This window comes from Nicoliella sp. ESL1120 (assembly GCF_058508515.1).
The window spans coordinates 1,009,814-1,027,559 of the sequence record NZ_CP196383.1 but is presented as its reverse complement, the minus strand read 5'-3'; the positions used below and the strand labels follow the sequence as shown (position 1 = coordinate 1,027,559).

At 42.1% G+C, this 17,746-nt stretch carries 16 protein-coding genes and 1 riboswitch; of the genes, 8 read left to right on the top strand and 8 right to left on the bottom strand.

Annotation, left to right across the window (positions count from 1 at the left end; genetic code table 11):
- The first annotated feature begins 2 nt into the window (after positions 1–2).
- The 6 genes from ACSYTE_RS04505 to ACSYTE_RS04480 all read left to right on the top strand — a co-directional run bounded on the left by ACSYTE_RS04505 (position 3) and on the right by ACSYTE_RS04480 (position 7,314).
- Positions 3–1,664 carry a formate--tetrahydrofolate ligase gene (locus ACSYTE_RS04505; protein ID WP_491716275.1) on the top strand — a complete coding sequence of 554 codons (1,662 nt, stop codon included), beginning with the start codon at positions 3–5 and terminating at the stop codon, positions 1,662–1,664.
- An 18-nt stretch (positions 1,665–1,682) separates the two neighbouring features.
- Entirely contained in the window at positions 1,683–2,156 is a 474-nt protein-coding gene (gene lspA, locus ACSYTE_RS04500; protein WP_491716274.1) for a signal peptidase II, read from the top strand.
- Positions 2,156–3,055 carry an RluA family pseudouridine synthase gene (locus tag ACSYTE_RS04495; RefSeq protein WP_491716273.1) on the top strand — a complete coding sequence of 300 codons (900 nt, stop codon included), beginning with the start codon at positions 2,156–2,158 and terminating at the stop codon, positions 3,053–3,055. Before lspA ends, ACSYTE_RS04495 begins: the two co-directional genes overlap by 1 nt.
- A gap of 113 nt (positions 3,056–3,168) precedes the next feature.
- Positions 3,169–3,705: a bifunctional pyr operon transcriptional regulator/uracil phosphoribosyltransferase PyrR gene (pyrR, locus tag ACSYTE_RS04490; RefSeq protein WP_491716272.1), complete on the top strand. Its 537-nt coding sequence runs from the start codon at positions 3,169–3,171 to the stop codon at positions 3,703–3,705.
- A gap of 26 nt (positions 3,706–3,731) precedes the next feature.
- On the top strand, positions 3,732–4,805 hold the full coding sequence (locus tag ACSYTE_RS04485; protein ID WP_491716271.1) for a carbamoyl phosphate synthase small subunit: 1,074 nt from the start codon (positions 3,732–3,734) through the stop codon (positions 4,803–4,805).
- A gap of 7 nt (positions 4,806–4,812) precedes the next feature.
- Positions 4,813–7,314 (top strand): carbamoyl phosphate synthase preATP-grasp domain-containing protein, encoded by a 2,502-nt coding sequence (locus ACSYTE_RS04480; RefSeq protein ID WP_491716270.1) that lies wholly within the window; start codon positions 4,813–4,815, stop codon positions 7,312–7,314.
- A 26-nt stretch (positions 7,315–7,340) separates the two neighbouring features.
- Here ACSYTE_RS04480 and ACSYTE_RS04475 read toward each other — a convergent pair whose 3' ends face one another.
- Positions 7,341–9,056, bottom strand: coding sequence for an NFACT RNA binding domain-containing protein (locus ACSYTE_RS04475; protein ID WP_491716269.1), 1,716 nt, complete (start codon positions 9,054–9,056; stop codon positions 7,341–7,343).
- 107 nt (positions 9,057–9,163) lie between these two features.
- Between ACSYTE_RS04475 and ACSYTE_RS04470 the strand changes: the two genes are divergently transcribed.
- Entirely contained in the window at positions 9,164–10,027 is an 864-nt protein-coding gene (locus ACSYTE_RS04470; RefSeq protein WP_491716268.1) for a DegV family protein, read from the top strand.
- A 77-nt stretch (positions 10,028–10,104) separates the two neighbouring features.
- A riboswitch (THF riboswitch) is annotated at positions 10,105–10,202 on the top strand.
- Between the two features lie 35 nt (positions 10,203–10,237).
- On the top strand, positions 10,238–10,780 hold the full coding sequence (locus ACSYTE_RS04465; RefSeq protein WP_491716267.1) for a folate family ECF transporter S component: 543 nt from the start codon (positions 10,238–10,240) through the stop codon (positions 10,778–10,780).
- A 364-nt stretch (positions 10,781–11,144) separates the two neighbouring features.
- Here ACSYTE_RS04465 and ACSYTE_RS04460 read toward each other — a convergent pair whose 3' ends face one another.
- The 7 genes from ACSYTE_RS04460 to pxpB are packed head-to-tail and all read right to left on the bottom strand — an operon-like array spanning position 11,145 to position 17,498.
- A complete protein-coding gene (locus ACSYTE_RS04460; protein ID WP_491716266.1) occupies positions 11,145–12,368 on the bottom strand; it encodes an NRAMP family divalent metal transporter in 1,224 nt (407 codons plus the stop codon).
- Positions 12,369–12,401: 33 nt separating this feature from the next.
- On the bottom strand, positions 12,402–13,151 hold the full coding sequence (locus tag ACSYTE_RS04455; RefSeq protein ID WP_491716265.1) for a LamB/YcsF family protein: 750 nt from the start codon (positions 13,149–13,151) through the stop codon (positions 12,402–12,404).
- A 17-nt stretch (positions 13,152–13,168) separates the two neighbouring features.
- Complete coding sequence (locus ACSYTE_RS04450; RefSeq protein ID WP_491716264.1) at positions 13,169–13,975, bottom strand: putative hydro-lyase; 807 nt, start codon at positions 13,973–13,975, stop codon at positions 13,169–13,171.
- Positions 13,976–13,987: 12 nt separating this feature from the next.
- Positions 13,988–15,355: an acetyl-CoA carboxylase biotin carboxylase subunit gene (locus ACSYTE_RS04445; protein WP_491716263.1), complete on the bottom strand. Its 1,368-nt coding sequence runs from the start codon at positions 15,353–15,355 to the stop codon at positions 13,988–13,990.
- Positions 15,330–15,755: an acetyl-CoA carboxylase biotin carboxyl carrier protein gene (locus ACSYTE_RS04440; RefSeq protein ID WP_491716262.1), complete on the bottom strand. Its 426-nt coding sequence runs from the start codon at positions 15,753–15,755 to the stop codon at positions 15,330–15,332. The genes ACSYTE_RS04445 and ACSYTE_RS04440 overlap by 26 nt, the downstream gene beginning before the upstream one ends.
- A gap of 11 nt (positions 15,756–15,766) precedes the next feature.
- Positions 15,767–16,780, bottom strand: coding sequence for a 5-oxoprolinase subunit C family protein (locus ACSYTE_RS04435; RefSeq protein WP_491716261.1), 1,014 nt, complete (start codon positions 16,778–16,780; stop codon positions 15,767–15,769).
- Entirely contained in the window at positions 16,773–17,498 is a 726-nt protein-coding gene (gene pxpB / locus ACSYTE_RS04430) for a 5-oxoprolinase subunit PxpB (RefSeq protein ID WP_491716260.1), read from the bottom strand. The genes ACSYTE_RS04435 and pxpB overlap by 8 nt, the downstream gene beginning before the upstream one ends.
- Positions 17,499–17,746: the final 248 nt, after the last annotated feature.

Below are 17,746 nucleotides of genomic sequence, written 5' to 3'. Positions count from 1 at the left end.
TTTTGAAAACAGACATTGAGATTTCTCAAGATAGTAAATTATTACCAATTAGCAAAATTGCAGGGCAACTAGGCTTAACTGAACAACAAATCGAGCCTTATGGGCACTATAAAGCCAAAATCACGTTACCAGTAGCTGATCAAGCTACTAAGGGTAAGTTAGTCCTAGTTACATCGATTAACCCAACCGCTGCCGGTGAAGGTAAAACGACCATGGCAGTCGGACTAGGCGATGCATTGAGCGAATTGAACTATAAGACTGCGCTCGCACTAAGAGAACCATCATTAGGCCCCGTAATGGGCATGAAGGGTGGTGCTACTGGTGGGGGATACTCACAAGTTATTCCGATGGAAGATATTAACCTTCATTTTACAGGTGATTTTCACGCCCTTACTGAGGCTCATGATACCCTTTCTGCATTAATCGACAATCACATTCATCACGGTAATCAATTAAATATTGATCCACGCCAAATCACTTGGAAACGGGTTTTAGATATAAATGACCGTGAACTAAGACACACGGTTATTGGCCTTGGCGGTAGAACATCTGGGGTTCCTAGGGAAGATGGTTTTGATATCACCGTTGCTAGTGAATTAATGGCCATTTTATGCCTTAGTCGCAATCTTAAGGATTTAAAGGAACGCATTAGTAATATTTTAATTGGTTATACTTATGACCGTAAGCCCGTTTACGTTCGGGATCTAAAGGTTCAAGGGGCATTAACCTTATTGTTAAAGGATGCGATTAAACCTAACCTAGTCCAAACGATTGAACACACCCCTGCCTACATCCATGGGGGGCCATTCGCAAACATCGCCCATGGATGTAACAGTATCATTGCAACCCAGGCAGGACTCAATACTGCTGATTATACCGTCACTGAATCAGGATTTGGTTCTGACCTAGGGGGCGAAAAGTTTATGGATATCGTCTCACCACGGTTAGGCAAGACTCCAGATGTCGTAGTGCTCGTTGCAACAATTCGGGCATTGAAGCTGAATGGTGGCGCTGATAAGGATAACCTAGAAACTGAGGATCTGGATGCATTAGCAAAGGGTTCAGCCAATTTAGGACGCCATATTTCGGCAATGAGTCGGTATGGTAAGCAAGTCATCGTTGCAATCAATGACTTTGCCAGTGATACTGAAGCTGAAATTAACCAATTAAAGAAATACGTTGATGATAACTTTGCCGTTCCAAGCGTTACTTGCTACGAATGGGCCCAGGGTGGCAAGGGAGCTGTTGACCTAGCAAAGCTAGTTGTCACTGCTGCTGATCAAGAAAAGCCATTTAATCCGCTTTATTCCGTTGAAGATCCAATTGAAACTAAAATCAACAAAATCGTGACCGAAATTTACGGAGGCAGTGGAATCGAAATTTCCAGTAAGGCCCAAAAACAACTCAAGCAAATCGTAAAAAATGGCTGGGACAAACTCCCCGTATGTATGGCCAAGACACAATATTCACTTACTGATGACGCATCGGTTCATGGAGCACCCACTGGATTTAAAATTCATATCCGTGAATTCCAAGTTAAATTAGGGGCTGGGTTTATTGTAGCGCTAACTGGGAATGTTTTGACCATGCCTGGTTTGCCTAGCCATCCCGCTGCATTGGATATGGATATCAAGGAAAACGGTGAAATTACTGGATTATTCTAGAACGAAAGGAAGTTATGAATGCCTTTTATATATATTTTTGGGCTCTTGGTGATCCTAATCGGTGCTGATCAGGGAATCAAAGCCTGGGTATCAATCTCAATGGCCCAGGGCCAAAGTGATCAATTGATCCCAGGGGTCATTGCATTGACTAATCTTCATAATCACGGTGCTGCATGGAGCATGTTACAGGGAAAAATGAACTTTTTTATTATCATTTCCATTATTGCTGGATTGGTGATGTTTTATTATCTATTCAAGCTGCATCGAAAATTTGGTTATGCGTTAACGATCACGTTCCTATTAGCTGGAACGATCGGTAACTTCATCGACCGACTAATTCACGGCTATGTAGTTGATATGTTTCAAGTTGAATTGAATTTACCATTCTTAAATTTCGTATTTAACTTTGCTGATGCATGTTTAACAATTGGGGTCATTTTATTGTTATTGATGTTATGGAAGAGTGAGCAGAAAGATCGTGCTAAACAATAATGGAATCATTTAAAATTACTAATCAATCGGGACGCATTGATAAGGTCTGCTCAGAACTAGCTCCTGAGCTCAGCCGTTCACGAGCTAAAGACTTGATTCAATCACAAAATATTATGGTAAATCAACAGCCAGTTAAGCCCAAGTATGAGGTCAAAACGGGCGATCAAATCACCATTATGATTCCAGAACCCAAGAAGTTGGCTTTAGATGCCGAACCAATTCCATTAGACATCGTTTACGAAGATGAGGATGTAATCGTCATTAACAAACCACAGGGGATGGTCGTGCATCCCGCTCCAGGCCATCCTGACCATACGTTGGTAAATGCACTTTTGTATCATACGCCACTTTCTAACATCAATGGGACATTGAGGCCTGGAATCGTTCATCGCATCGATAAGGACACATCTGGATTGCTCATGGTGGCCAAGAATAATATGGCGCATGAATCATTATCAAAGCAACTAAAGAATAAGACGAATCTTCGTAAGTATGTTGCGTTAGTTCATGGGGTGATCAAGGATGATAATGGAACGATCGATGCGCCGATCGGACGTGATAAAAAGGATCGTAAAAAACAGGCGATTGTCCCAAATGGTAGGCATGCTGTTACGCATTACCATGTTTTAGAACGATTCGCTAATTATACGTTAGTCGAATGTCAATTGGAGACTGGTCGAACGCATCAAATTAGAGTCCATATGAAGTCGATTGGCCATCCACTAGTTGGCGATCCCCTCTATGGCCCCCGTAAAACGATTAAGGGGCATGGGCAATTCTTACATGCCCAAGTGTTAGGTTTTAAACATCCGAGAAGCGGTCAACAGTTATCATTTTCATCCCCGATTCCACCGATTTTTGAAAAAACCCTTAAGCAATTGCGTCATCAGCAGCCTTAGCATTGACAAACTGATGAAATTAAAATATTCTGATAGTATATAACCACTGAAAAAATGGTTGCTGTTCGAGTGATCGAATTAGCAGCCTTTTTTATTAAAGGAAGGAAAATATAATGGCAAAAGTAATTATCGATAAGATGGCAATGCAACGTGCCTTGACTAGAATCACATATGAAATCATTGAAAAAAATAAGGGCATCAAAGACCTCGTGATCGTAGGGATCAAGACACGGGGGATTTATCTCGCGAAGAGAATTGCCAATCGACTCCAAAAGCTAGAAAATGTGGAGGTTCCAGTTGGCGCATTGGATATTACTAAGTATCGGGATGATATTGAACATGATAGTGCTAAAGAAACCCCAACCGTTGTTGCAAGTGATGAACGCGTTTCAGTTGAGGGCAAGAACGTGATCTTAGTGGATGACGTTTTGTACACTGGACGGACAATCAAAGCAGCATTAAGTGCCATCTCAGAACTTGGTCGACCAAACAGCATTCGATTAGCAGTATTAGTGGATCGTGGACACCGTGAATTACCAATCAGAGCTGATTTCGTGGGAAAGAACATCCCTAGTGCTCAAAACGAAAAAATTCAAGTGTCAGTCCAAGAAATCGATAAACGCGATGCTGTTGAAATCGTTAATAAGTAATCCTGCAATTGGATGGGAGCAGTAAAATGACAAAACGCTATTTAATCCTAGAGGATGGCTCATCGTATCCTGGCGAAGCGTTCGGAGCTCTTGCCACCACGACTGGAGAAATCATTATTAATTCAAATATGATGGGCTATCAAGAATCCATTACTAATCCAATTTATCATAATCAAATCATCGTGTTCACCCAACCGACAATTGGTAACGTAGGAATTAATCATAAGAGTTATGAATCGATCATTACTAGTATCAAGGGGGTCATTACCCGTGAGTATTCTGATACCACTAATAATCACCAACACAAGCAATCATTGGATACGTTTTTAAAACAACATGAAATTCCAGGGATTTCTGGAATCGATACCCGTGAATTAGCCCATCACATCACTAAGCAGGGAACGATGAAGGCAAGCATTGTTGATGTTGATGATGAACATGCTTTTGACCAGCTAAATGCGACCGTATTGACTAATCAGCAGGTCTCACAAGTTGCGACCCCTAAACCGTATCCGAATCCAGGCAATGGTTTCAATATCATTGTGATCGATTTTGGGCTAAAACAGGGGATTTTAAGACGCCTTGATGAACGAAAATGTAATGTGGTGGTAGTCCCTTGGAACACGTCGATTGAAATGATCTTAAGTTTAGATCCAGATGGGATCGTTATTTCCACGGGGCCTGGTAATCCGGCTGACTTACCCCAGTCAACCTTACAAATGATTCGCGAATTACAAAGCCAATTCCCATTGCTAGCAATCGGGCTCGGCCACGAGTTATTTGCATTGGCTAATCACGCAAAGGTCTACAAACTAGCCAATGAGCATCATGGTAGTAACCATCCCGTCCGAAAGATCATAACCAATCAAGTGATTTACGTTTCTCAGGCCCAGGGATATGCTGTTGACTATAAATCAATCAACAAGGATATTTTAATCACGACGTATATTGATCTTTATAACGGGACCGTCCAGGGACTTAGACATCGTGATTATCCTGCATTGTCAGTTCAATTTTCACCAGATGGTGAACCTGGCCCCACGATTGCTTCGGATATCTTCGATGAATTTCTAGAAAACATCGGTTCACAAAGGAGGTGATCACAAGTTGATCAATCAAGATATTCATAAGGTTTTAATTATTGGTGGGGGGCCATCCAAAATTGGTCAAGAAAACGAGTTAGATGCTGCTGTTTTTCAGACCATCATTAGTTTCAAACGGGTCGGCGTCAAGAGTATCGTTATCGATAACAATCCTTATTCGATCGCGACGACTGAGATTCAACCAGCCAGTGCTTTTATTGAAACGGTGGACATCGATAACGTGGTCAGTATCATTCGCAATGAACATCCCGATGCAATTTTGCCAACATTGGGGGGTTCGAACGCCATCAAAATCTGTCAAAAATTGATTGAAATGAAATTACTGGCCAAGTATTCGGTGCAACTATTAGGCCTTTCTAAGCAGGCACTGAAATTGATCGGTAACCCATTAAGATTCAGTCAGTTAATGAAGGAGATCAATGAACCGATCATTTCATCTACGATCGTCCATTCGAATACCGAAGCCTTTGATCTCGTTCGTCAAGTGGGGTTCCCCATCATTATTAAACCAGTCCTTTCTTCGATCAATAGTCGCCGAACGATTTGTACTAACTTTGATGACCTTGATATTGCACTGACCGAGTCATTCACGGATTCGACATTGAATCGGTGTGTGATCGAAAAGAGCATTGTAGGATATAAAGAACTAAGTATCGTCGGAATCCGTGATCCCAACGGGACTAAATTAATTATTAACGGAGTCGAGGATATCGATGCCATTGGAATCCATTCAGGAGACTCAATCGCAGTTTCACCGATCCAAACGATTACCGACTCTGTTTATCAACGGATGCGTGAAGCAACGCTTAAGGTGTTAGAACAACTAGAAATCATTGGTAGCTGTGAGGTTAGTTTTGCACTGAACCCTGATAATGATAATTACTTTGTTACTAAGGTCAGCCCGAACTACAATCGGGGCTTTGCTTTAGCCACCCTTGCAACTGGGTATCCCTTAAATTACGTGTCAGCACAGTTAATGCTAGGGAATGGCTTTGCAGACATTCACCTTCCACATGAATATGCAAAATTGACCACGTTCATGGAGCCAGTAATGGATCGGATTTTAATTCGAATTCCACTTTGGCCCTATGATAGTCTGAAAAACGTTGATCAGCACTTGGATCAATCAATGAAATCGATCGGTTCAGCGGTGGGAATCGGGCGAACTGTAGAAGAGGCGATTTTAAAGGCCATGCGTAGTTCACAGTTCAATCCTAGAGATGCACTCCCCAATATGGAAGAGTTAAGTGACGATGAAATGATCAGCCAGTTGATTCATCCCAAAGCAAGTCGAATCTTAGTTTTGATCGAGGCCTTAAGGAGGAACTACCCGGTCGAAGATTTATCAGAACTGACCAAGATCGATCCCTTCTATTTTAAGCGTTTCAAAAAGCTATTGGCGGTCGAAAACCTAGTTGTTAACGAGCCGTTAACCGAGCATGCAATGCACATCGCCCATCGCAGCGGGTTCGGGGATGGGATGCTAGCCGCTGCTTGGCAAACAGATTTGGATAAGGTCAGATACCTCGGTAAGATCAATAATAGTCTGCCAACCTATAAGATGATCGAACCATCAGCAGGGGAAGAAACCCCATCGATTTATTCTTTTTACAGTAGTTTTGAGCGCGAGAACGAATCACACCAATTATCAGATCGTTCAGCATTAGTAATTGGGCGCGGTGGAAATCGGCTGGGTCCTAATTCAGCAGCCGATTACTATACTTCGGAAGTATTGATTCAAATGCATCGACTGGGTTATAAAACGATCGTTATGAACAATAACCCGAACTCGGTCTCACTCAGTCCGCAGTTGAGTGATAAGCAATACATTGAACCGATTCAAATCGGTGCAATCTTGAACATCGCAGAAATCGAGAAACCTAAAATCGTCGTAGTGCCAGGAAATCGGCATTACTTAGTTCGCCAACTCAAACAATACCCGAATTTAAACGTTGTGGTGTTACCGCCTGATCAAGAAACTGGGGTGACCCTTCCGCAAAAAACGAGCTTTGCTATGAATTTCTTTGTAACGAAGGAAGAAAGTCGCTTTATTAATACGGTCAAATTAGCTTCTGGTAAGAACCACGAATTAAAAGATATTTCTCACTTAGCATTCCCCTATGACATTACTATCGATGAGTTAGAACCGTTGATTGGGGATGCACGGGAGCTAATTAGTAATTCCTATTGGAAGGGCCTCGTTCAGATCTTAGTGTTAGCCGATCAAGGGCTTTTTAAAGTCGTTGGGATTAGACCGATCAGAATTATTGAAACGATATTCTTAAATCGTATTTCCAACGTTAACTGGATTAAAATGCTAATAAAATTATATACTGATAACTTAACTTCAGACGATTTGGATAAAACCTTTAGGGAACTATCATTTTTACCGTTTGCTGAAATGAATCCAACGTTTCCATTCATTGATCTTAAGATCGATCAAGCAGTGGGCTCGACCAATCAAGAAGTGGGGGCTAAGATTAGCTTTGATCCTGATGCCAAATAAAAAGAGCAGTCAAAACTGCTCTTTTTTTATTGATGATTATTAGCCCTAAGTTCTTCAACGATCTTTTGGTTAGGGGTAACGTAAAGTGTATTTTGGCCTTCATAAATGACAAACCCTGGCTTTGCACCACTAGGCTTTTTAACATGGCGAACTTGAACGTAATCGACGGGGACGTTCGCAGAATCACGGCCCTTAGAATAATAAGCAGCTAACATGGCCGCTTCAAAAAGTGTCTGATCACTAGGGGCAAAAGAACGCACGATCACATGGGATCCATGAATTTTTTGAGTATGCAACCAAGTATCACGTTTATCAGCTGTTTTAGTGGTCAATTTATCGTTTTGTAGGTTATTTTTCCCAACTAAGATCGTTGTACCATCACTAGCTTTAAACTGTTCAGGTTGGCTAATTTGACGTTTTAATTGTTTTTTCTTGTTTTGATGTTCATGATCACGTAAATAACCACCTTGTTGTAATTCGGCTTTAATGTCGACTAAATTACTAGGTTCTGCTAATTCGATCTGAGAGACAATGCTCTCAAGGTAATCAATCTCACCATTGGTCAATTCAATTTGATGATTAACGAATTGAATCGCATTTTTCTTTTTTTGATATTGTTTAAAATACCACTGGGCATTTTGTGAAGGGGTTTTATCAGGAGCTAGTTTAATTTTTAACGGTTGATTATTATCATAAAAGTTAGGCAGCTCGATCATTTTGGCTCCGTGGTGAACTTGATTCAAGTAAGTAGTAAGAATCTCACCCTTAATTCGATAATCATCAGCAAACTTGGTTTCATCAATGGTCTTACGTAACTTTTTCAACTTAGTTCGATTCTTTTTCAGTTCATTTCTAGTTACCTTGATCAAGACCCCACCTTGTTCTCGCACCCGATCTTTTTGTGCTTTGGTCTGATAATAATCATCCAAAAGGGTGCTTAACGAGTCATATTGTTTGGTTGGTGAATCAACACCAATTGGAATGAATGGTAAAAAATCTGGTTTGGCTTGTTCGATCATGGTTGCGGTGGGGGAATTGAACTGATCGAAAAATTGGGTAAAGTGTGCGCCTAATTCGCCTGGTTGATGTAAAAAACGCGCTAATTGATTGGCTGTATCCTTGCCCAATCCTTGAAATGTTTTTTGTAATTCACTGGCTAAAACATCTTGGTTCGGAAAATCATTAACTAATTGTTTTAACATTGATTCATCATTAAATTGAAATGGGTCTAAGCGGTCTTGCTTAGGGGGATTAATGTATTCTGTCCCTGGTAAAATCGTCCGATAGCGACTCTTGTCAGGACCGATTCGTTTAATCGCATCGATAATTCGTCGATCAGAGCCATCAACTAAGATAACGTTACTGTGCCTAGCCATAATTTCAATGATCAAGACCATTGATTTAAGGTCACCAATTTCATTCCTAACCGTAAAGTGTAATTGCATTACTCGATCATTTTGTAATTGAGTAATTTCGGTTAGCACACTTCCACTTAGATACTTCCTAAGCGTCATATTAAAGTTAGTGGGGACTGGGGGATTTACATATGGAATATTCGTTACTTGGGCACGCGCATAGCTAGGGTTCGCTGATAGTAAAAGGGGATATGTTTTTCGATTCGAACGAATTGTAATAATGATTTCATTTGGATAGGGTTGATTGATTTTAGCAATTCGCCCCCCTTTGAGGTTATCATTGAGCTCTTTTACCATCGAGTGGGTAAAACTTCCGTCAAATGACACTTTTGATCACTTACTTTCAGTATGATTTTATAAGTGTATTATAACAAAAAAGCCATTAATGTTATAATGGAAGTGTAAGTGCAAAAAATTAAAGGATTGATGAATACATGAAAATTGCAATTGTAACTGATAGTACTGCTTATTTATCTAAGGATGAGCTTGCTAAATATAATATTCATATTTTACCAATCTCAGTGATTATTGATGGTAAAACATATGATGAAGGTGTTGATATCGACACTCCAGAATTTTATCATAAATTAAAAACTGCAAAAGAGTTTCCCAGTACGGCTCAGCCAGCGACCGGGCGGATTATCGAACTATATGATCAACTAGCTCAAGAAGGGTATGACGCTGTTATTAGTATTCACTTATCAAGCACCATTTCAGGACTTTATAACCAGTTAATGGCAATTGCTCCTACGATTAGTAATATTAAAGTCATTCCATATGATTCCAAAATTACAGTTAAATTAATGGGATATCTAGCAATTGCAGCATCTGAAATGGTTTCAGCTGGTAAATCATTAGAAACAATCATTAGTGAATTAGATGCCTTAAGGGCAACGATTGATGAAATCTTTGTCGTTGATGATTTAAAGAACTTAGTCAAGGGCGGTAGATTGTCAAATGCCGCGGGGATGGTTGGTAGTTTGCTTCATATAAAGCCGTTATTAACGTTCGATGATGACAGCAATAAAATCGTTGCATTTGATAAGGTCCGTACACGTAAGCGTGCTTTAAAACGTGCTGAAGAAATTTTTGCAAGTCGAACTAACCAATTAAACTATCCGATTCGGGTAATTATAATCAATGGAAACGATCCAGAAGATGGTCAAGCATGGACAGATAAAATTAAAACGATGTATCCTAATCTATCTGTAACCCAAAGCTATTTTGGCCCTGTGGTTGGCGCCCATCTAGGTAATAAATCACTAGCGTTGGCTTGGATGCGCGACTTTGATAAGTAACAGATGGGTTTGATTATCTTTATGGTTGCGTGTAAAATAAAAGATATTATAATAATTTTAAAATTATTATAAAATATTTCGGAGTAGGGATTAATGCGTCAAGTGCCATTGGAACGGAATGTGAACTTTGGACGAAAAACGATGCGTTTGCGATATTAGTCCCGCATTCGCCACAATTATAGTGGCAGCTCTATTTAGGAGATGTCTCTTTTGCATACACAAAAGAAAATTTTTGCCAAACCTAGCGCAAGTGGAATTGCGATTTTAGGATTACTCACTGCGATTAGGTTAATTTTAGGAAGTAGTTTATTTACGTTCTATTTGGTTCCCAATAAGATCCAATTTAGCTTTGCGTTCATTGCTACTTTCTTAATTGCACTGTGGTTCGGGCCGTTTTGGGCGGGGACCATCGGTGGATTTGCTGATATCTTTTTAACGCTAACTTCTGGACAAATATACTTTCCAGGGTTCACGCTATCAGCAATTTTAACTGGGGTTATTTTCGGATTGTTTTTCTTTAACCGAAAACCAACGTTAAAATCGATTATTATATCACAATTAATTGTAGTATTTTTAGTCAACTTGCTTTTAAATACGTTGTGGGTGGTAATCTTGAATCACGTTCCGTTTGAAGTTATTTTTCTTTCCAGGTTCATTAAGGAAATTTTCACAGTCGTAATTCAAGTTATCATTATGTATTTAATATCCAAAAACAAAACCATTATTTCTTTAGGCAATCGATTTAGAAAATAATTTAGTTATCCAGCAATCAAATTTGGTTGCTGGATTTTTAATTACCGAATGAATAGGGACTTACAATTTCAATTAATTTATATTACTTTACATAATATATATTATCTGAAGTTATATCTAAAATTGAAATATCAACAACAAATGCAGTAATTATTAAATTCAATCATTTTGATTGAAAATATAAATTTATGTGATATATTTAATTCAAAGAGAAGATATATCAATTAATCTAGATTATTACGTCCAGCTATTTAAAATTAACTGGGCGCTTTAATTTTCTAACTGAAAATAGTTGCATTTAATAATAAATAAAAAAGATCGTCTTAAGCATTCACAATCAACTTAAGACGATCTTTTTAGTCTCTTAGAATAGTTCTAATAATGTATCGACACTGGCATATGCCATAAAAATAACGACGAGCCATCCGGTAATTGTCAGCCATACTGGATGATGATATGTGTTTCCCATGATTTTACTTCTGCGAACTGCAATTAATAAGATGCTTAATGCAATTGGCAGCACGAAGCCGTTTAATGCTCCTACGAACACGAGTACCTTAGCGGGATTTCCGATAAAGTAGAAAATGATCGTCGAAAATACGATGAAACTAATGATAATGGCATTACGGTATTTCTTAAACAGTGCCGTTGATTTTTCACTAACTGCATAGTCCAGAAATGATGTTGATGTAAAGGTTGATCCTAGAATAGAAGACATCCCTGAAGCAAACAATAACAACCCGAAGAATTTATAACCAAAGTTCCCCGCTGCATGTAGAAAAATAGAAGCTGCGGGGTTGGCTGGGTCTAGTTTAAAGCCTTCTACGACGACGGCTAGTCCAGCTAAGAAGAGCATGATTCTAATGATTGAAGCTAATGTAATCCCTGTCAATGCCCCTTCATTAATGTATTTGATATCTTTAACACCCTTGGCACCCCCGTCTAAGAGGCGGTGGCCACCTGAGAATGAAATGTATCCACCAACGGTCCCACCGACGATGGTCACGATTGAGTAAAAGTCAACGTGGGTTGGCGTAAACGCATGGGTAGCAGCTGCTTGGAATGGAATCTTAGTTACAAATAGAATATAGATCAAAATCCCGATCTTGATAACTGCCAGGAGCTGAACCGTTCGATCCATTGCTTTCAATGCATTCTTAACGATAAAAATACAAATTGCAATTACTGCTGCGATGACGGCCCCGTTTTCTGGTGAAATCCCAAATAAAACGTTCAGCCCTAAGCCAGCACCCCCGACGTTTCCGATATTAAAGACCAGCCCGCCGACCGCAACTAATGTTGAAAGTAAGTATCCTAAGCCTGGAAAGACTTCGTTGGCTAACACCTGCGCCCGTTTGCCTGAAACAACGATGATTCGCCAAATGTTCAATTGAACGATTATATCCATGACGATACAAATTACAATTGCAAACGCAAAGTTAGCACCCAATTTCCCAGTAAAAGTCGCTGTTTGAGTTAAAAAACCAGGGCCTACGGCAGCCATTGCCATTAAGAACGCGGCCCCCATCGCAACACTTCTCATTTTTTTACTGTGGTTGTTGGTGACTGGATTCGCTTTGTTGTCCATGTTAATTCATCCCCCTATCAATTATTCGATTACTTAAACCGTCGCAATGTCGATCGAATCTGCTTTAAGCTGGGCAACTAACTGCCGTACGATTGACAATGCCTTTTGGTTATCCCCATGCACGCATATCGAATCGACCTTTAATGTAACGGTTTCCCCGGTAATGGCCGTAACGGATTGCTCTTTGATCATTTGAACGGTCCGATGCGCAATTGCGGTGGGGTCACTCAAGACGGCGTTGGGTTTAGAACGTGGCACTAAGCTCCCATCGGCTTGGTAGTTTCGGTCTGCAAAGACTTCTTGGGCTACTGGTAACCCTAATTCATTGGCTGCAGTGACTAATTGACTGTTGGCTAGGCCATATACCAATAAATTGGGATCAAAGGCTTTGATGCCCTGACAAATTGCGCGGGCTAGCTCGATGTCTTTGCCGGCTGCGTTATAAAGCGCGCCATGCGGTTTCACGTGGTGCAAGCGATGCGTTTTCGTAAAACCAGCTAACGCCGCTACCTGGTAGGTCACCATGTTGGTAACCGCCTGCATGTCCATTTGCATGTACCGCCGTCCGAAGCCATTTAAATCAGGAAAACCGGGATGCGCCCCGATTCCAATCCCTGCCGCCTCGGCTAATTGCACGGTGCGTTGCATGACGTTGGGATCGCCCGCATGAAACCCGCATGCAATGTTACATGCACTGATCAACGGGATGATTTCAGCGTCATTTCCTAAATCGTATCTACCATAGCTTTCCCCTAAATCACTGTTCAAATCAATCGCAACCATTACTAACACTTCCCTTATTAATATTTTAATGTTGAATTAATGACATCGGTCACTAACATATGCCCCGGTGCGTGCGTAATCACCAGCGGCGGTTTGGTCTGCATAATCGCATTTTGGGGTGTCACTCCACATGGCCAAAAGACGGGGGTTTCCCCAGGCTTGATGGTCACTGCATCCCCATAATCCGGATTTTGTAGGTCTGTGATGCCAATTTCTTCGGGATGGCCAATTTGAATCGGCGCCCCGTGCACCTTAGGCATATTAGCGGTAACTTGAACGGCGATCGGCACTAATTCATCTTTGATCGGCCGCATGCTGACCACCATCTGCCCGTGAAACGCCCCCGCTGGTTTCAACGGGATGTTGGTGTTGAACATTGGAACGTTTACGTGCTCGCTGATGTTTCGCACTTCGATCCCAGCAGCAATCAATTCGGCTTCAAATGAGAAGCTACAACCAATGATGAAGCTGACGAAGTCATCCGACCAAATATCTGCTACCGATGTAGTTTCGGCGGCTAATTGACCATCCCGATAGATCCGATACTTCGGAAAATCATTAGCTAAGTCAATATCAGTCGCAAAGTCCACTAACTTTTTACTCCCCACGTCACTGACCTCTAAAACGGGACAGGGTCTCGGGTTGCGTTGCGTGAACAATAAGAAATCATAGGCGAGTTCACGCGGTAAGATGACTAAATTGGCCTGCGTGTATCCAGTGCATAACCCGCTAGTCTGGCCAGTATATTCACCACTTCGGATTAAATGCCGTAATTCGACGGGACTTAATTTGGTTAATGCAATTTTTGTGTTGTTAATTGTCATCTGCGTTGCCTCCTACTCCTGATTAGCGAGTGTAATTTTGTTATCTAGCCAATTCACATCCGTATTGAGATTTTCAAAGTCTGCATCGGCTAAGATCTGCGCTAATAGATTCAAGTTAGTATCAATCCCAGCCACCACGGTCTCATCAATGACCGCCCGCATCTGTTTTATGACTTGGGAACGCTGATTGCCATAGACGATTATCTTGGCGATCATTGCATCGTAATATGGCGGGACCTTATATCCTTGATACAGTGCACTATCAACCCGCACCCCATAGCCACCTGGCAGGTGTAAGCCAGTGATCTGCCCAGCAGAGCGGGCCGTAACCCGACATTCCAGGGCAAAGCCCTTTTCAACATGCCGTTGCTCTGCTAACTCGGCACCGGCGGATACCATCAACTGCGCTTGGACCAAGTCGATTCCACTGGTCAATTCGGTGATCGGGTGTTCCACTTGGATTCGCGTGTTCATCTCCATAAAGTAGAATTGACCTGGCCCGTTGTATAAGAACTCGATCGTGCCTAACCCGACGTAATGCAGCGGGGCGACCACTGCCTCACAGATCGAGAGCATCTTTTCACGGTCAGCTGGGTTTAAGACAACGGCGGGCGCTTCTTCCATTACCTTTTGATTGTGGGATTGAATCGTACAGTCGCGCTCGCCGATTGAAACCACGTGCCCAAATTGATCGGCAATGATCTGCACTTCAACATGGCGGGGATGTTTTAAGTATTGTTCAATGTACATATGCCCATCGTTAAATGATTCGATCGCTTCTTCTTGAGCGATGTTAAAGTTAGCCGCAAAGTCAGCGGCGGTCGGAATAATGCGCATCCCCTTGCCGCCACCACCAGAACTAGCTTTTAGCATGACTGGATAGCCCACTAATTTGGCTTGGGCAGCCGCAGCATCCACACTCGTTACCGCATTCGGGCTGCCCTTTACGATTGGCATCCCATATTGATGCATCGTCTTGCGGGCGGCTTCCTTATTGCCAAGTAGGGAAATGACTTTGGCATCCGCTCCGATGTAGGTGATGCCACTTTCAACAACGCGGCGGGCAAATTCTGGATTTTCAGATAAAAAACCATATCCTGGATGAATGGCATCCGCCTCGGTTATTTTGGCAGCTGCAATTAAGTTGGCCATGTTCAAGTAGCTCTGCTTAGCACTTTGCGGGCCAATGCAAACCCGTTCATCGGCTAGTTTTACATGCAGCGCCTTACTGTCCGCAGTTGAATAGACTGCGACCGTTTTGATCCCCAAAGCACGGCATGCCCGAATGATTCGGACCGCAATTTCACCCCGATTGGCGATCAATAACTTATGAAACGGCCACTCGGTAACGGGTTTACTTGACTTGAATAAGTGGTTCATCGTATTCCACCTCTTCTCCATCGGCCACCAATACCTTAGTGACGACTCCTGAGCGATCGGCTTTAATTGGTGTCATTACCTTCATCGCCTCGATAATCCCGATCGAATCCCCCGCCTTGATATGATCACCGACGGCTATGAATGGAGCTTCATCTGGGGACTTAGCAGCATAGAAGACGCCCACCAGTGGCGCTTTGATCACGTTGTCTGCCTGCGTTTCAGCACTAGCTGATTTTGCAGCCGGTGGCGGGGTCTGACTCACTAAGTCTGGATTCGGCTGGGCAGGATTTTTTAATTCCTGTTTTAACGTGATTTCATCGTTCCCACTGCGGTAAGTGATTTCGCTTAAGCCATTGCTTTTTAAATATTGAATCAATTTCTTTACGACCTTTAAGTCCATCTAAATTCCTCCTATTGAAATAACGTCTGAATGCGTTGGGCAGCCCCTCGGTTAATTCCAATCGGGGCCTTAAATCGGCGTTGTTCGAACCGCTCAGCTAGCCTTTGGCTGCTTTCGTGTTGTTCCAAAAGCTTAGCTCGAGCATCCGCTAGTGATACTAATTGAAACTTGATCAACTGCTTGGGCTGGCTTTGCACGAACTTATGCAGGTCAGCTGAGATAATGACCCCGATTACTGGATATCCACCGGTCGTTTGGCGATCCGCTAATAAAACGATCGGTTTTCCATCTGAACTAATTTGAATCCCCCCTAAAGGCGTCGCTTCTGATAGCATGTTGGCAACGCCCATTTCGATCGGATTCCCGGCCAGTCGATACCCCATCCGATCAGCATTTGGGCCAACTTGATATGAATTGTTGATGAACAATTCCGTATCCTTTGGGTCGAACAATGCCCATTGAGGACCCTTAGTGATCCGAATGGTCAAAACTTCATCAGTGGACGGCCATTGTGGCTTTTGAACTTTTCTGAATGCGAAGCTAGTTAAGCGTTGGGTCGTGCCAATGGGGATGCGATCACCTGACATCAATTTTCGCCCCAGGTGTCCGCCAATCCGGATTCGCGTTGTGGTCGCGCGACTCCCCATTACCAGGGGCTCTAAGACTCCCTCGGCAACTGCTAGGTATCCATAGCGGCCATGTTGGACCGCCCCCACCGTTAAGACGTCGCCGCTTTTGACTTGGATCGCCTGGTCGCTATTAATTGGTTGATCGTTCAACGTTAGCGGGAACTGGCCCCCGGCAAAGGCGATGAACGTAGCGGCTTGAAATAAGTAGCGGCCACCGAGGAGACAAAATTCCAATGTGGCGGCCGTTAGCTGATTACCAACTAACAAATTGGCTAGCTTGGCTGCATCTGCATCTAACCATCCCGAAGTTGGGAACCCATCGATTTGATGGTTGAAACGGCCCAGATCTTGCACCGTTGTTTGCAAACCACCGTCTAGAACGACTAAATTATTCATTCTCGATTACCACCTTTACTGTATAAGTCCCCTGCTGATCTGCAGCTTTGATCTGTTCATATTCACGGCTGGTAATGGCAAAGAATTGCACGAAGTCACCAGCGTGAAAAAATAATTCGGGGTGCTGTTGGTCGTACAACTTCACCGGGGTCCGGCCGATCAACTGCCAACCACCGGGCGCATCGACTGGATAAAAACCAGTCTGAATCCCAGCAATCCCAACGCTTCCGGCTGGAATTTTAACGCGCGGGGTGGCTAAACGTGGCATCGCGATCTTTTTATCGACGCTGGCCATGTAAGCAAACCCCGGTAAAAAGCCCATAAAATAAATTAAGTACGGTCGGTCGGTATGCAGCTTGATGACGTTTTCTGGAGTCATAGCTGCAAAATCAGCCACTGCTTGTAAATCAGGATTATAAGGAGCTTCATAACAAACCGGAATCTGTAAGATCCGACGCGGTCCCTTTGATGCCAAGCGATCATCATTCAATAGTGGGGTTAGGCGTTCTTGTAACTGCTGATAGCTAATTTCAAGGGCATCAAATGTGATCATTAAGGTATGGTAGGCAGGAACTAATGATTGAATGGCACTGATTTGCAATTGCTCGATTGCTTTAACTAAGGTCTGAATCTGTTGGTTGATCGATTCGTCGATCTGATTTGGAAAATTGATCGACAGTGCTTGATCACCAACTGGAATAATTTTAAATGGTTGCATCAAGAGCCTCCTCAATGTGAAAAAGAATAACATCGAATCATCTTTGAACTGCACAAATGATTAAATTAGTATTAATTATACTAATCATAAGATTAAAATGTCAATTCTAATCTCCTTTTAATTATTTGATTATTCATTTTATGTATTATCAGCGTCTTTTATGCATTAAAACAACTCTTTAGGGCTTACAAGATGTATATTTAAATATGTCATTTTTTGTCCCATTTATATCGATTATGATAATTGGA

Bases quoted from the DNA above. Each gene is read 5' to 3' on its own strand.
- lspA (WP_491716274.1), top strand. From the start codon at position 1,683: ATGCCTTTTATATATATTTTTGGGCTCTTGGTGATCCTAATCGGTGCT.
- ACSYTE_RS04495 (WP_491716273.1), top strand. From the start codon at position 2,156: ATGGAATCATTTAAAATTACTAATCAATCGGGACGCATTGATAAGGTC.
- pyrR (WP_491716272.1), top strand. From the start codon at position 3,169: ATGGCAAAAGTAATTATCGATAAGATGGCAATGCAACGTGCCTTGACT.
- ACSYTE_RS04485 (WP_491716271.1), top strand. From the start codon at position 3,732: ATGACAAAACGCTATTTAATCCTAGAGGATGGCTCATCGTATCCTGGC.
- ACSYTE_RS04470 (WP_491716268.1), top strand. From the start codon at position 9,164: ATGAAAATTGCAATTGTAACTGATAGTACTGCTTATTTATCTAAGGAT.
- ACSYTE_RS04460 (WP_491716266.1), bottom strand. From the start codon at position 12,368: ATGGACAACAAAGCGAATCCAGTCACCAACAACCACAGTAAAAAAATG.
- ACSYTE_RS04455 (WP_491716265.1), bottom strand. From the start codon at position 13,151: ATGGTTGCGATTGATTTGAACAGTGATTTAGGGGAAAGCTATGGTAGA.
- ACSYTE_RS04450 (WP_491716264.1), bottom strand. From the start codon at position 13,975: ATGACAATTAACAACACAAAAATTGCATTAACCAAATTAAGTCCCGTC.
- ACSYTE_RS04445 (WP_491716263.1), bottom strand. From the start codon at position 15,355: ATGAACCACTTATTCAAGTCAAGTAAACCCGTTACCGAGTGGCCGTTT.
- ACSYTE_RS04440 (WP_491716262.1), bottom strand. From the start codon at position 15,755: ATGGACTTAAAGGTCGTAAAGAAATTGATTCAATATTTAAAAAGCAAT.
- ACSYTE_RS04435 (WP_491716261.1), bottom strand. From the start codon at position 16,780: ATGAATAATTTAGTCGTTCTAGACGGTGGTTTGCAAACAACGGTGCAA.
- pxpB (WP_491716260.1), bottom strand. From the start codon at position 17,498: ATGCAACCATTTAAAATTATTCCAGTTGGTGATCAAGCACTGTCGATC.